We start from the raw sequence: 13527 nt of genomic DNA on the forward strand, positions 1-13527 counted from the left end.
GGATATGAAACAGATACTACTTTCTCACGGTGGTGGAGGAGAAGAAACACAGAGACTTATTAAGGATCTATTTTTCAGGTATTTTTCAAACCCCATCCTTGAAAAGATGGAAGATGCAGCTGTACTGGAGATTAACTCAAAACTTGCCTTTACGACAGACAGCTTTACAGTATCACCAATATTTTTCAAAGGGGGAAATATAGGGAAGCTTGCTGTTGCAGGAACTGTTAATGATCTTGCCATGATGGGAGCTCAGCCTCTGTATATGAGCTGCTCGTTCATAATTGAAGAAGGTTTCCCCTTTGATCATCTTGAAGAGATAGTAAGATCCATGTATGAAGAGATGAAAAAATCTGGAGTAAAGATCGTTACAGGGGATACGAAAGTAGTTCCAAGAGGCTCAGCTGATAAGATCTTTATCAATACAACAGGAATAGGAAGGATTGTTTACGATGGGATATCAGCCTCAAATATACAGGAGGGAGATATTATTCTGGTTTCTGGAACTGTAGGTGACCACGGAGCATGTATAATGGCTCAGAGGGAAGGAATTGAGATGGAAGGAGATCTCAAATCCGACTGTGCTACATTATGGCCTGTTGTAAAGGATCTGATAGATTCAGGTATCCCTATAAAAGCTATGAGAGATCCTACAAGAGGCGGTCTTTCAGCTGTTTTAAATGAGTGGGCAGAGAGTTCAGACATAGGAATAGAGATTGAGGAAGATATGATCCCTGTGAAAGATGAGGTTCAGGGTATGTGCGAACTTCTCGGTCTTGATCCATTAACACTTGCAAACGAAGGTAAACTTATAATCGCTGTTCCTGAAGATCAGGCTGAGAAAACCCTTGAAGTTTTAAGGGATAATCCACTTGGAAGAGAGGCCCAGATAATAGGTAGGGCTATCTCAGATTATAAAGGAAAGGTCATTCTAAAATCCTCTTACGGCTCTAAAAGAATTTTAGAACCACCGGCAGGTGAGCTGCTACCAAGAATATGTTAAAGGATATCGGTATGAAAAAGATAGGTGTTGCAGGAGTAGGAAATGTTCTTTTTAAGGATGAGGGAATAGGCGTGTATGTTGTAAAGTATCTGGAAGCCAATTACAGTTTTGATCCTGATATTGATCTAATAGATGCAGGAACACTTGGATTTGGTCTTATGAACTATCTACATGAGTACGATCATCTTATTATAGTTGATACAATATCTGTGAACGACAGTCCAGGTTCTGTATACAGACTTACACCGGATGACCTATCAGGTATAGCATCCTATCACCAGACAGCACATGAGGTTGAGGTTTTACAGATGTTGGAGCTCACACCATTAACAGGTAAGATGGCGGACACTGTAATAATAGGAATAATCCCGGAAGACATTTCAAAATCAGAGATAGGTCTTACGGAAAGACTTGAAGATAAACCGTTTAAAACAGCTGTTTTTCAGGTGTTAAAGGAGTTAGAAAGATTAGGTGTCAGGTACAAAAAGATAAATAACAGAACATTACAGGAAGTTGTTATAGATTTTCTTGGAACATACAACGGAATAACCGGAAAAAGCATCTGGGATAAAGATAAAAACTGATTGCTATTTAATCAAATACAGATTATATTATTTACAAAATAATTTTGATGAGGATAAGATGGATAGCGATATAGATACGCTGTTAAAACTACAGCAGCTGGATCTGGAGATAGACAATCTAAAAAAACTGATTGAAAGATTACCTGAGGAGATAAAATCACTTGAAAAAAAGAAATCTGATCTGATCCTTAAGTTTGACAAGATCAAAAACGATATCAACCATCTTGAAGCCTTAAAAAGGGAAAAAGAGTTAGATATCCAGACTTACGAAGACAAAATTGTAAAGATCCAGTCCTCTCTTGAAAAGGTAAAAACAAACGAGGAGTATAAGGCTCTTCTGAGAGAAAAGGCACATGCAGAAGAAGCTATAATGGAACTTGAGGACGAGATCCTGAATATCATGGAAGAGATAGAAAATCTAAGAGAGGAAGAGGCAAAACTTAAAGGTATCGTTGATAAAGAGAAGGTGGAGATAGAAAAGGAGATACAGGAAAAAGAAAAGGAGCTTGAAGAAGCTAAGGAAAAACTTGAGAAACTACTGAAGGAAAGGGAGGAGTTTTCAAAAACGGTCAGACCACCATTATTATCTAAATATGAGATGATAAGGAAGAAAAGAAACGGAAAGGCCGTTGTAATTGTTGACAGCGATACATGTACAGGCTGTTTTATGATAATCCCGCCTAAAGTATACAGTGAGCTTGTAAAGAGTAAAAAATTACTTACATGTCCCCACTGCGGAAGATTTTTGATATACAGGGAAAGTTAGTAAGACAGAAACTGCTCAATGATCTCATCACTTAAAACACCTCTGCATATCTCCTGAACTTCCCCTGTCATCCTTATATTCCATTCCTCATCAACTGAGATTCTCAGTATTCCTCCAGGCATAACAACGTTAACATCTCTATCAGTAATTCCCCTTTTCACCATAACAGCTGCAACAGCTGATGAAGATGTTCCTGATGCAAGTGTATATCCTGCTCCCCTTTCCCATATCCTTATCTCAACCTGATCCCTTGAAACAGGCTTTACAAACTGGACATTTGTTCTGTTAGGGAATATACGATGATTCTCAATAAGTCTTCCATACTTCTTAACTATCTCATCATCAAGTTTATCAACAATGATCACACAGTGGGGGTTGCCGACAGAAACACAGTTAATCTCAAACTCCCTGTCATCAACAACTATTTTTTCACCTATACACTCATCCTTTTCTATACTGACAGGTATATCCTCTGTTTTAAATGTAGCCTTTCCTATATCAACGGTTATCAGTCTTGCTTTTCCGTTTATAACCTCTTCAACTCTTGCCCTAACAACTCCCCCCTTTGTCTCAACAGTAAACTCCCTTTTATCTGTAAATCCAAGATCAAAAAGATACTTACAGAATATTCTCAATCCATTCCCACTTTTTTCAGCCTCAGAGCCATCAGGGTTAAATATCCTTAAACCAAAATCGGCTTTTTCAGAATGAACCTTCAGCAGCACTCCATCGGAACCTATCCCGAAATGCACATCACATATAGTTTTTATACTCTCACTGGTCAAAGAAAAATCTATATTCTCATCATCCAGAACTATATACTCATTTCCAAGACCGTGAGACTTAACAAAAAAGTTTTTTTCCATACCGGAACCTCTTATTAAGAATTACGGCATTTATGAGGTTATTATTATACGACAGAATTGTTATTAATATCCTGTTGACAATTTTTTATAATGTCATTAAGATATACTTATATGTATAGAGAGGTAACCCGTTAAAGATAAAAGATATAGGTTGACTTTTAATGAATATTCATTCATAATAAGGATGAACTGAATACAGGAAATATATTATTATAATTTATATAGAATTAATAATTAGTATTAATTTTATGATATTTTTCATAAAAACAGGATATTTTTGTGATTATAGTAAATAAAAACTATTTACTAAGAGAGGTAGGAAATGATTAAAAAAGGAGAGATAGGTGTAGCAACCAAGAAATTAAGAAGATCATTCCACAGAGAGATAATATACGATATCATTAGCTCAACAGACATCCATCCTACAGCTGAATGGATTTATGAGAGGGCTAAGAAAGTGATACCGACTATCAGTCTCGGTACTGTTTACAGAAACCTGAACATACTTAAAGAAGAAGGAAGAATCATAGAGATAGTTGATGAGAAAGAAGGAAGGTTCGATGCGAAAACATACAAACATTACCACTTCAAATGTAAGGTGTGCAACAACATCTACGATGTAGAGAACCTGGACATAATAAAGGTTGACAAAAGTTATTTTGATAAAAGGGGATTCTCAATAGACGGCTGTGACATCATTTTTAATGGTATCTGTAACCACTGCCTGAGGGAAGGAAATTAAACCAGCTTCCTTCCTTCTTTAATTATATGTTTTATCAGCTTCAGTTTTATTTTATCAATATCTGCCTCAACAAAGTCTGTTATATTGCAGACAGGTATATCCCAAATTCCACAGGGAATTATCCTTCTGAAATACCTCTTTTCAATATTAACATTTAAAGAAATTCCATGTTTTGTTACACCTTTAGAAACCTTTACACCAACGGATGCTATCTTACCTTTATCTGTAAAAACCCCCCTTAATCTATCCTTTCTGTAAGCATTTATCCCTATTTCTTTTACCGTTTTTATAACTATCTCCTCAAGTGTGAAAACATACCTTTTTACAGAGATCCTATTTTTTAAGCTTAAAACAGGATATACAACGATCTGCCCTTCCCCATGAAAAGTTACACTTCCCCCTCTATCAATATAATAAACCGGTATATCTTCTGTATTAAGGATATGCTCAGGTTTTGTTGTCTTACCCGCCGTATAAACAGGGTGATGTTCTGTTATAAAAAAATAGTTATCCTGATCCTCTCCGGTCAATTTTCTTTCAAAAATCCGGTTCTGGATTTCAAGAGCTTCTTGATATTCAGTTTTCCCAAGGTCTATAATCTTTAACATAAATCTATAATATCAGAGGTTCTTGGATGTTAAAAATAAAAAGAGAGCTTATAAACCAGATAGCCGATCAGGGAGAGAAAGGATATCCCTATGAGATATGTGGTTTTATACTTGGGAAGATAGATTATGAAAACAATATAAGAGAAGCTCTGGAAGTATACCAGGTAGAAAATCAGAATAAGGAAAGGGCTAATGACAGATTTGAGATAGACCCTAAGGACTATCTAAAGGTTGAGGAGTACGCAGACAGTAAAGGCCTTCAGATAATAGGTATATACCACACTCATCCGGATCATCCAGACAGACCTTCTCAGACCGATCTTATGTTTGCTCAGCCAGATATGTCATACATAATAATGTCCATAAATAAAGGAAAAGCTGGAGACTGGAGAAGCTGGGAGCTTGTAGGAGAAAAGTTTGAACAGGAAGAGGTCAATCAGATAGATTGACATTAGATCTCTCTAAAACTATATGATACCTTCCGTCTATATCTATCTTCAGTGGAAATCTTGATTTATCTATATACATAACGATCTTCTTTACCCTTTTGCTTTTCAAAGGGTATATAACGTAAATGCTGCCTTTTTTCTCTACCTTTATCGGGTAAAGATCTGAGTTTGAGTTTTTGCCGTACATTATGTACTCAACTATCAGTGGAAGCCACGGCTTTTTTTCGTATATTTTTTTTCTGTCAAACTTTTTTTCCTTTTCATTTTCTCTTTCATACAGATAAAAGTCTGCGCCATCCATCACAAACTTAAAGTTATAGCTGTAAAGCCATGATATATAAGGGTAGGTGCTTCCTTCTGCTGTAACCTTTTTTTCAGATAGAGAGATCTTTATCTCTCCTACGGGAATACTTCCAAGATATGTTTTGTATATCGTTTCTTCGCTGTAGACCGTACATGAGATCAAGAGTATTAAAGATAAGATTTTTTTAATCATACATTAGAATTTAAGATATGAAAAAGGGTGTGGCAACCACACCCTGTATAGAAGTTCAATTTAGATCTTTACTACGTTCTGTGCTTTCTGTCCTTTGTCTTCCTGAACAACATCAAACTCTACTTTCTGTCCTTCTTCGAGTGTTTTGAACCCATTTTCCGCGATAGCTGAGAAATGTACGAAAACATCACCCTGACCATCATCTCTGGTTATGAAACCATAACCTTTCTTAGAATTGAACCATTTTACTGTACCTGTGAGACGCATTACTTAAAAAACCTCCAAAAATTAAATTTAACTTTGAAGTGCTTAAAGATCCGTTAGAGCGCTCTTGTGGAAGGGATCCCTCCCCAGATCTCTAAACAACTTCAGCTATAAGTATGTGCCTTTTTTACTATTATGTCAATACCAAAATGCACAAACTTAGTTCAAAAATCTTTATTGATATTAAATACACAGTTCATATAATATGGTATTTCACCAAAATATCAGGACAAAGAAATGAAAATGAGATTAAACAGGTTTATAGCACGATCAGGTTACTGCTCAAGGAGAAAAGCAGACCAGCTTATTGAGATGGGAAAGGTCAAGGTTAACGGAAAGGTTGTAAAAGATTTTGGATACAGAGTTGATACAGAAAAAGATAGAGTTGAGATAGATGGAAAATTAATAAAGTTAGAACTTAAAAAAGTTTATATAAAACTTTACAAACCAAGAGGTTATCTGACTCAGCTTGGAAAGGATAAATTTGGGAGAAAAACATTAACAGATCTGTTTAAAGAGGTTGGGATTAAGGATAATGTTTTCCCTGCTGGAAGGCTTGATTATGAAAGCGAGGGACTACTCCTTCTCACAAATGATGGTGATTTCGCAAATATGATCATGCATCCAAAAAGTAAGATAAAAAAAACCTATGTTGTTAAAGTTAAAGGAAGAGTAAATCTGGAAAGTTTTAACAGAATGAGGAAAGGAGCTTTACTTGAGGATGGTTTTATAAAACCTGACGAAATAAAAATACTAAAAAAAGGTAAGAATTATACATGGTTGGAGATAACCATACACAGCGGAAAAAAAAGAATTATAAGGAGATTCACAAAATATTTTGGTTACCCTGTTGAAAGATTGATAAGAACAAGGATCGGCAGTATAGAGCTTGGAAGTTTAAAAGAGAAAGAATGGAAGTATATAGATGAAAAAATCATAAACAGAATGTCAAAATCAAAATAAACCTGTATATTAATTATTAATAATAAAGCAGTAAAGGATAATAACTATGGAAAATATCAAAATAGAAAGTCCACAGGATATTTTACCTATTGTAGAAAAATACAATATTGATGATGGTTATGCTCTTTTTAAATATGTGAAGGGTTACACACTACTGTCTGTTGTTGAGCCAAAACAGATAAGAAATCAGATATTCTTTCTTGTTAAAAAAGATGGAGATAAGCCAACATTTAGAATCCTCAGGTATTTTAGGGGTTTTGGAGATGTTGGTATTGACGCAGAATTCACCCCTGAGACTATAGAGGAAGGGGTGATCATCACCTTTGAAACACTATCACAGCATTTTCTTTAAATATCAATAACATCAACACTTTAAGAAGGATTGAAATTTTTATTTTTTTGCATATATTACCTTCGCTCGGTTAGACCGACTGTTTGTAGTTGGAGGTTTAAGAAGCCTCATTTATGCTGCTGCAGTCCCGGCTGTGTTTCCTCTCATGGCCCTCCTAACCTCCTATTGCTGGCGGTATCTTCGGATACCGTCCTTTTTTATAATTACATGTTTTTTCTTGTCTGTCAAAATCTATATGGATATCTGAACTCTATCACATAGTTTGGGGCATCATTTGTAAGACCTATAGAAAGTGAAAAATTGAATGATGATCTGTCCGAAAGTGCCCATCCTGTTCCTATTCTCAGTATAGCTGAATTCAACGTGGAATTTGGAACTGTTGATTTCACACCATTAACAGTACTCTCTGTAGAGAAAGTATAATCCTGTGCGTACTGGAAGTTTAAAGAAAAGTTATATGACAGAGCATAGGCAAATCCAAAACTAAGACTTAACGTATCACCTGGATTTATCTTATCAAGTCGTGATACATCACCTGTAGTAGGACTTTTGTAGTACTTTTTAACATCCTCTTCCATATTATAGGAGTAGGATATTCCTCCAAATACAACCACCGGATCTATAGTTTTTGTTAGATTTATGCCACCTCTTATCGCATAGTATCCACTTCCAGTAGGTAACTCTTTTTCAGGATCATCAAGATCAAAAGGACTTCTACCAGTTTTTGTTTTAAACGCTAAAAATGTTATAAGAGCAGGTCTTGTACCTGTTTCTCTTATTGGCTGGTATGAAAAAGAAAATGATACATCTCCAAACCCTCTTTCTTCTAAAACATTCTCCTTTTCACCGGTTGTTGATGTACCGATAACAGAGGTTCTTTCATTTCTATATACATAAGGGATTGAAACTTCAAACTGAAGGTTTCTGAGAATTCCGTAACGGATAGAGATATTGTACTGAAATATATGTCTTCTGGCATTTTTTATACCAAACTCTCCAAGTGTTAGGAAAACAGGATCAAGAATTGCAAAACTACTTAAATATATCTGGTTTGCAGAGTAGTAAACATAAGAAAAGCTACTTTCCACCTCAAGTTTATTTTTCTGAAGTAAAACGTAATCTCTTTCAAACTGGATAAGTACTTCCTCTGGCTGTGCTTCTTTCTGAAGGGCTTTCTTCGCCTTTTCTATATCTTTATCACTGGCATAGGATATTAAAAACAGACTTACCGTCAGAAAGATGATAACAGATTTTTTCATACAAACCCTCCCTATTTTCAGATAAATATACAGAATTCCAAAGTTTAAGGCAAATGTATTTAAAACTCATTGAAGTTCCTGAAAGACTGAACTAGACGATTATACATTGATTGTCTTAGGGTATGTGTATCCACCCATATCTTTTCTTCTTTTGTTATCTCAAACTTTTTATTTGTATCCTCAGAGTAGATAACAAGAGCTATGTTTTTATACCACATCTTTTTAAATTCTTCTGCAGAGAGAATGGTATTTCCTAAAGACGGATCAGCAATAAAAACCCTTCCTTTATAAACTCCTTTGAATACTACAAAATGCTTATACTTACCAATAACCAGTGTCACGATTGCAGGTCTGTTAAGGGATACAAGCCCTTCCAGGGATGTTCTATAACCAGCTGCTTTATAACCCATAGCCTGTGCAAACTTTTTTATATCAAGAAGAGAGAACCCTTTTCTTTTTATTATCTTCTGTACGTTTCCAACTGCAAAAAGTCCATTTATAACCTGTTCTTCAGTAACTTTTTCTCCAAGATAGAAATTAAAAATCGTTGCAACTGCTGCAGAACCACAACTGAAATCTAATTTTTGCTTTATGAGATTTTTTCTTTTAATTTCTGATACAGGTTTTACCACTGGTCTGATAGATATCCTACCGAAAGATGTTCCAATCTGAAGATTTATCTTGGCTTTACTCTTTTCTTTTATATCGGGAGTATCCAGACTATTGGAGGGATTACCATAAACCGGGAGAATAAAGAAGGTCAGTAAGACGAAGATTCTTTTAAAAAAGTTTCCCCCGGTCATGATTAAATCCCTCCTGTTATATTAGCTTTGTTAATACTGTTAAGTACATTATTGATATCTACAGTACCGTTATTATCACCCATAATAACAACGATGTTTATAGGTATGTTAACTGCAGAATCTACAACATTTATAGGTATAAAAGCGTTCTGCTGTGCATTTCCTGAAAGCATTAATGAACTGTCAAGGTTCATCTGTAAACCACCTTCTATCTGTATATCTCCTATACTCATGTTGTAAAGGTTTCCCCCTATCGTCCCTGTGAATATTGGGTTGCTGAACATCTGTCCATTCAGCACAAAACCCTGAGCGTATATATCTTCCAGTTCTGTGTCATCAACTTTTTTAAGTTCGTAAGCTGAGGCTGAACCTAAGATCAATCCTGCCATTACAAGTGTTAGTAACTTTCTCATCTCTATTTCCTCCTGACGATGTCGCCACAGACCTGATATATAATCCTCTTTGTTCCGATAAACTGCCACATCACCTTAATATTTATGTATCCGTCAGCTTTTTTCTCATATGCATCTTTAGCCTGCTTTAGACTTCTCATAAGAGCCTCATTCAGTATATTAGGAAGTGTTTTATCTGTCTTTGGATAGCCCATAACATATCCAAAACAGGTATTATCAACAATCTCATATTTTCCAAATCCACCATCTCCAAATGAGATGATAAATTTTTCCTTTGCAAAGCTATCTGTTCCTATTCCTAAGACAAGTATTAAACTCACTGCAGTCATTAATTTTCTGTATATCATCTCATAGCCCTCATATTCTTTTTTTATTTAAAAAGGGGGAACTGATCCCCCCATTTAGATTACCAAGGTAAATATTCTGGCATTCCTAACTTCTCACCATTTATAGCATTTGCTCCAAGACCACCTGTCGCAGTATTGCTGAAGTTAACAGCTGTGGCTGTGTTCTTCTGAACTATAGAACTTCCTGATACTGTTCCTGCATGGAGAACGTTTACTCCTACGTTAGCTGCAGAGTTGGCAGAGTTTAGAAGTACAAGTGTCTGTAGATTTGCCTGTGCAGCATCGTTAAGCTGTACAGAGTTCATGTTGTTGTTCTGTTCTCCATCAACCGCTGTACAGTTACAGTTGTATATGTACTGTTTCTGCTTGTTAAGATTTCCTGCAAACGCATACATATCTCCTGTAGCTGTGTTCATGTGGTTGTATGCTTCCTGTTTGTTTTCCTGAGTTATATCTGTATTTGTTATATCACCTGTTGTCATCATGTTTACTGCTATGTTTGTCGCAGAGTTTGCTATGTTGCTAACTATGATGCTTGCAGCATCTCTCTGAGCATTATCATTTAGCTGTACAGAGTTGTTATTGTTGTTCTGTTCAGAACCAGCTGGTATGTTTCCGTGTATATTCTCTATCATCTGTCCTGCTTCTGGTTCTCCTGTTCTGTAAAATTCTCCATCAGTGAATTCACCATTTCCTGCTAAAGCAACTCTACCAGTAGCTTCATTAGTAAAGTTACTTGCAGTCTGTTTATTATACTGTGTGATAGAGCTTAATGTTACATTTCCATACTTTTCAGGGTTTGGTTCTTTTATTGGAACATTTACATCACCTGTAGAAAGAAGGTTTAACGCTGTATTAGATGCTGAAAGTGAGACATTTTCCATTATTCCTGTGACTGTTTCTCTCTGTGCATTGTTGTTAAGCTGAACTGAGTTGTTGTTGTTATTCTGATCTTCTATGTATGCAAGACTTCTTGGATCGTCAACTGTAAAGTTTCTTATAACCTGTGTCTCTTTATTTTCATTTCCGGCTTCAGCTAATCCACCGTTTGCAATATTAAGATGATTTTCTGCGGTTTGAACATTAGCCTGATTTATTACGGTTATAATATTCTCACCATCCTCAACTTCTGTACCGGTTATAGCTCCTGTTTTCATGCCGTTAATAGCAGTGTTTTTAGCTGAGTTTGCAACATTTTCTATAACGAAAGCATTGGCATATCTCTGAGCGTTATTGTTGAGCTGTACAGAGTTGTTATTGTTGTCCTGAGATATTATGTCTGTAAACTCGTTGTTGTTATTTATATCCTGTGTAGCACCATCTTCATAATTTGATGCCATTGATTCTGTACCACTTGTAGCTTCATTCTTAAAGTTGATAGCTGTCTGGTCATTAGATTGATCTACTGAAGAGTTTTCTATATCTCCAACAGCCATGATGTTTACACCGCTGTTAGCTCCTGACATGGATGTGTTTGACATAACAACAGCTTTTGCTTTATATTGAGCCTGGTTATTCAGCTGAACTGAGTTATTGTTGTTGTCCTGATCAGCTATTGTAAGTGTAATCAGGTTTTCATCTTCATCATATATCTTATTTCTGTTGCTGGTATCTATAACCTGTCTTTCTTTGTTGACATTTTCAGCATAAGCTCCTGTAATTTCATATCCAAAATCTTCTGTGGTTGAGGTAGCCTGGTTGTGATGGTTGTCACCAGTTTGTACATTTTTCTGAGTTAAAGATCCTTTAAAGTTTCCTGATTCTACTCTCTCAAAATTAAGAACATCTCCTCCAGACAATACATTAACAGCTACGTTTTCAGCTGAGTTAGCAACATTGTTTATTGTTACCCCCAATGCCTCTCTTTGGGCAGTATCATTAATCTGGACTGAATTATTGTTATTATCCTGTTTTTCTATATTTGCAACTTCGTTTATTACAAGCTGAGCAGAATCCTCTTCATAGTTTCCTGCTTCAGCAAAAATAACACCAGAAGCTGTGTTATTAAAGTTAGAAGCTGACTGCTCGTTATATTGATTTATAGTTGAATCTGTAACACTTCCTGTACCCAGCAGGTTTATTCCTTTATTAACAGCAGATGTTGCTGCATTTTCAATTATTACAGCTTTTGCTTCTCTTTGTGCATTGTTGTTAAGCTGTACTGAGTTATTGTTGTTGTCCTGGTCTTCTATTGCCGCTATTCCTTCAAAATCTTCAGCAATAGAGGCGTTATCTATAAGCTGACTTTGTTTGTTTTCATTATATGCGTAAGCATCTCCACTTATGGATTTCTCATCTATTTTAGCGATATTAACATGATTTTCCGCCTTTTGTGAGTTTGTTTGTTCAAGTTTTGAGAGATTAAATCCGTCAGGAACATAAACTGAGTTTAGACCGTTATTGACAGCTGATTTAGCTATATTTTTGATCGTAACGTAATTTGCACCACTTTGGGCATTATCATTAAGCTGAACTGAGTTGTTGTTATTATCCTGATCTACAATTGCAACATTTTTATTTAATTGAGTTTCTGGATGAGATAATGTAATTCCCCCATTACTTACGATCTGTGTCTTGTTTCCTTTTTCCTTTTCAACATTATACGCAGATGCTTTACCATTAGCTGCAATAGCTTCATTTTTAAAATTAAATGCAGACTGATCGTTCATTTGTTTTCCTGATGTCTCGCTTACAGTTCCAGCATAGAAGAAGTTTTCACCAGCATTAACAGCTGATGCGGCTGCGTTGATTAGGACCATTCCTGATGCTTCTCTTTGAGCACTCTCATTAAGCTGAACTGAGTTGTTATTATTATCCTGATCTACAATTTTAAGTTCATAACCTTCCTGAACCCCTGTTCCAATACGCTGGCTTTCTTTGTTGATATTTGCTGCCTCAGCAGATTTCCATACAGTATCATCTGGATATCCTTGCGGATCAGCATAATTTACATGGTTCTTAGCTGTCTGGTCATTTGTCTGTTCGAAGTAGTTACTGAAGCTTTTTCCTTTAGGAACTTCCTCTGGTGGTGTTAATGTGTCGTAAAGATAGTTAGCTGTTGAGTTAACAGCTGAGTTAGCTAAAACAGCTCCGTATCCTGTTATAGCCCCTGACATAGCTCCATCATTCACCTGTACTGAATCCAGGTTGTTGTTCTGTGAATTGATAGGACCGTGATTATCAAATGTGGCGTTGTGATTTTCAACGATCTGCAGTCCCTGAGCTGAAACCTCTTCCAGCTCGTCTTCCGATAGTGCCTCTGGCTGTGCGAATCCCTGTGTTGAGACCGCAACAGCTAATAGCGCTGCCATCAGTAATCTTTTCTTCTGCCTCATGACATGTAACCTCCTTGATGATATTTTTAGTGCATCTGCACTCTTTTATAAGCAAACGGCGTGCCAAAGAATAAGGTATTGATAATTAATGAAATTTTTCATTGATACCATTAAGAGTTGTAACAGCTTTTTACAGATTTTTTGGAAATGATCTGAAAATAAAGTTAAATATAGCCTCTGTTGACCTTTGTCAAAAAATTTTACAGTGTAAAAATTTTTTACAGTTTTTAAAATTTAAACTGGTTAGATTAAATGGATGGTAAATCAGAAATTAAAG

The 13527-nt window shown here is 35.9% G+C and carries 16 protein-coding genes; 7 read left to right on the forward strand and 9 right to left on the reverse strand.

The features are described 5' to 3' along the window. The first annotated feature begins 4 nt into the window (after window positions 1–4). The 3 genes from hypE to PERMA_RS05070 are packed head-to-tail and all read left to right on the forward strand — an operon-like array spanning window position 5 to window position 2353. A complete protein-coding gene (gene hypE, locus PERMA_RS05060; RefSeq protein WP_012676377.1) occupies window positions 5–1003 on the forward strand; it encodes a hydrogenase expression/formation protein HypE in 999 nt (332 codons plus the stop codon). 11 nt (window positions 1004–1014) lie between these two features. After that, window positions 1015–1587 (forward strand): HyaD/HybD family hydrogenase maturation endopeptidase, encoded by a 573-nt coding sequence (locus PERMA_RS05065; RefSeq protein ID WP_041531060.1) that lies wholly within the window; start codon window positions 1015–1017, stop codon window positions 1585–1587. Between the two features lie 58 nt (window positions 1588–1645). Then, window positions 1646–2353, forward strand: a complete 708-nt coding sequence (locus PERMA_RS05070; RefSeq protein WP_012676831.1) for a zinc ribbon domain-containing protein — start codon at window positions 1646–1648, stop codon at window positions 2351–2353. Here PERMA_RS05070 and dapF read toward each other — a convergent pair. Next, the gene (gene dapF / locus PERMA_RS05075; RefSeq protein WP_012675716.1) at window positions 2350–3219 is read right to left on the reverse strand and encodes a diaminopimelate epimerase; all 870 of its coding nucleotides are present in this window, start codon (window positions 3217–3219) and stop codon (window positions 2350–2352) included. The two genes, PERMA_RS05070 and dapF, sit on opposite strands and share 4 nt — an antisense overlap. Before the next feature lie 322 nt (window positions 3220–3541). On the opposite strand from dapF, the gene PERMA_RS05080 reads away from it, so the two are divergent. Beyond that, window positions 3542–3961 carry a Fur family transcriptional regulator gene (locus PERMA_RS05080; protein ID WP_012676349.1) on the forward strand — a complete coding sequence of 140 codons (420 nt, stop codon included), beginning with the start codon at window positions 3542–3544 and terminating at the stop codon, window positions 3959–3961. Here the strand turns inward: PERMA_RS05080 and lipB are convergent. Beyond that, the gene (lipB, locus tag PERMA_RS05085) at window positions 3958–4569 is read right to left on the reverse strand and encodes a lipoyl(octanoyl) transferase LipB (RefSeq protein WP_012675516.1); all 612 of its coding nucleotides are present in this window, start codon (window positions 4567–4569) and stop codon (window positions 3958–3960) included. The genes PERMA_RS05080 and lipB overlap by 4 nt on opposite strands. Window positions 4570–4595: 26 nt before the next feature. On the opposite strand from lipB, the gene PERMA_RS05090 reads away from it, so the two are divergent. Then, window positions 4596–5018, forward strand: a complete 423-nt coding sequence (locus PERMA_RS05090) for a M67 family metallopeptidase (protein WP_012675860.1) — start codon at window positions 4596–4598, stop codon at window positions 5016–5018. Here the strand turns inward: PERMA_RS05090 and PERMA_RS05095 are convergent. Both PERMA_RS05095 and PERMA_RS05100 read right to left on the reverse strand, forming a co-directional pair. Beyond that, a complete protein-coding gene (locus tag PERMA_RS05095) occupies window positions 5002–5514 on the reverse strand; it encodes a hypothetical protein (protein WP_012675474.1) in 513 nt (170 codons plus the stop codon). The two genes, PERMA_RS05090 and PERMA_RS05095, sit on opposite strands and share 17 nt — an antisense overlap. Before the next feature lie 60 nt (window positions 5515–5574). Beyond that, window positions 5575–5781 (reverse strand): cold-shock protein, encoded by a 207-nt coding sequence (locus PERMA_RS05100; protein WP_012675212.1) that lies wholly within the window; start codon window positions 5779–5781, stop codon window positions 5575–5577. A 234-nt stretch (window positions 5782–6015) separates the two neighbouring features. On the opposite strand from PERMA_RS05100, the gene PERMA_RS05105 reads away from it, so the two are divergent. Next, a complete protein-coding gene (locus tag PERMA_RS05105) occupies window positions 6016–6741 on the forward strand; it encodes a pseudouridine synthase (protein WP_012676293.1) in 726 nt (241 codons plus the stop codon). A 46-nt stretch (window positions 6742–6787) separates the two neighbouring features. Beyond that, a complete protein-coding gene (locus PERMA_RS05110; protein ID WP_012675579.1) occupies window positions 6788–7093 on the forward strand; it encodes a hypothetical protein in 306 nt (101 codons plus the stop codon). Window positions 7094–7317: 224 nt separating this feature from the next. Here PERMA_RS05110 and PERMA_RS05115 read toward each other — a convergent pair whose 3' ends face one another. Genes PERMA_RS05115 through PERMA_RS05135 form a run of 5 tightly spaced genes read right to left on the reverse strand, consistent with a single transcriptional unit; the run spans window position 7318 to window position 13250 of the window. Next, window positions 7318–8352 carry a transporter gene (locus PERMA_RS05115; RefSeq protein ID WP_012676299.1) on the reverse strand — a complete coding sequence of 345 codons (1035 nt, stop codon included), beginning with the start codon at window positions 8350–8352 and terminating at the stop codon, window positions 7318–7320. A gap of 59 nt (window positions 8353–8411) precedes the next feature. After that, window positions 8412–9155: a C39 family peptidase gene (locus PERMA_RS10510; protein ID WP_012675347.1), complete on the reverse strand. Its 744-nt coding sequence runs from the start codon at window positions 9153–9155 to the stop codon at window positions 8412–8414. Between the two features lie 2 nt (window positions 9156–9157). Then, the gene (locus tag PERMA_RS05125; protein ID WP_012676960.1) at window positions 9158–9568 is read right to left on the reverse strand and encodes a hypothetical protein; all 411 of its coding nucleotides are present in this window, start codon (window positions 9566–9568) and stop codon (window positions 9158–9160) included. Window positions 9569–9570: 2 nt separating this feature from the next. After that, on the reverse strand, window positions 9571–9915 hold the full coding sequence (locus PERMA_RS05130; protein WP_012676103.1) for a hypothetical protein: 345 nt from the start codon (window positions 9913–9915) through the stop codon (window positions 9571–9573). A 59-nt stretch (window positions 9916–9974) separates the two neighbouring features. Further along, on the reverse strand, window positions 9975–13250 hold the full coding sequence (locus PERMA_RS05135) for a hypothetical protein (protein WP_012676706.1): 3276 nt from the start codon (window positions 13248–13250) through the stop codon (window positions 9975–9977). Between the last annotated feature and the right edge of the window lie 277 nt (window positions 13251–13527).

This window comes from Persephonella marina EX-H1 (genome assembly GCF_000021565.1).
In the GTDB taxonomy this organism is placed as follows: domain Bacteria; phylum Aquificota; class Aquificia; order Aquificales; family Hydrogenothermaceae; genus Persephonella; species Persephonella marina.

Coding starts and splice junctions, on each gene's coding strand:
- hypE (WP_012676377.1), top strand. CDS start 5: ATGAAACAGATACTACTTTCTCACGGTGGTGGAGGAGAAGAAACACAG.
- PERMA_RS05065 (WP_041531060.1), top strand. CDS start 1,015: ATGAAAAAGATAGGTGTTGCAGGAGTAGGAAATGTTCTTTTTAAGGAT.
- PERMA_RS05070 (WP_012676831.1), top strand. CDS start 1,646: ATGGATAGCGATATAGATACGCTGTTAAAACTACAGCAGCTGGATCTG.
- dapF (WP_012675716.1), bottom strand. CDS start 3,219: ATGGAAAAAAACTTTTTTGTTAAGTCTCACGGTCTTGGAAATGAGTAT.
- PERMA_RS05080 (WP_012676349.1), top strand. CDS start 3,542: ATGATTAAAAAAGGAGAGATAGGTGTAGCAACCAAGAAATTAAGAAGA.
- lipB (WP_012675516.1), bottom strand. CDS start 4,569: ATGTTAAAGATTATAGACCTTGGGAAAACTGAATATCAAGAAGCTCTT.
- PERMA_RS05090 (WP_012675860.1), top strand. CDS start 4,596: ATGTTAAAAATAAAAAGAGAGCTTATAAACCAGATAGCCGATCAGGGA.
- PERMA_RS05095 (WP_012675474.1), bottom strand. CDS start 5,514: ATGATTAAAAAAATCTTATCTTTAATACTCTTGATCTCATGTACGGTC.
- PERMA_RS05100 (WP_012675212.1), bottom strand. CDS start 5,781: ATGCGTCTCACAGGTACAGTAAAATGGTTCAATTCTAAGAAAGGTTAT.
- PERMA_RS05105 (WP_012676293.1), top strand. CDS start 6,016: ATGAAAATGAGATTAAACAGGTTTATAGCACGATCAGGTTACTGCTCA.
- PERMA_RS05110 (WP_012675579.1), top strand. CDS start 6,788: ATGGAAAATATCAAAATAGAAAGTCCACAGGATATTTTACCTATTGTA.
- PERMA_RS05115 (WP_012676299.1), bottom strand. CDS start 8,352: ATGAAAAAATCTGTTATCATCTTTCTGACGGTAAGTCTGTTTTTAATA.
- PERMA_RS10510 (WP_012675347.1), bottom strand. CDS start 9,155: ATGACCGGGGGAAACTTTTTTAAAAGAATCTTCGTCTTACTGACCTTC.
- PERMA_RS05125 (WP_012676960.1), bottom strand. CDS start 9,568: ATGAGAAAGTTACTAACACTTGTAATGGCAGGATTGATCTTAGGTTCA.
- PERMA_RS05130 (WP_012676103.1), bottom strand. CDS start 9,915: ATGATATACAGAAAATTAATGACTGCAGTGAGTTTAATACTTGTCTTA.
- PERMA_RS05135 (WP_012676706.1), bottom strand. CDS start 13,250: ATGAGGCAGAAGAAAAGATTACTGATGGCAGCGCTATTAGCTGTTGCG.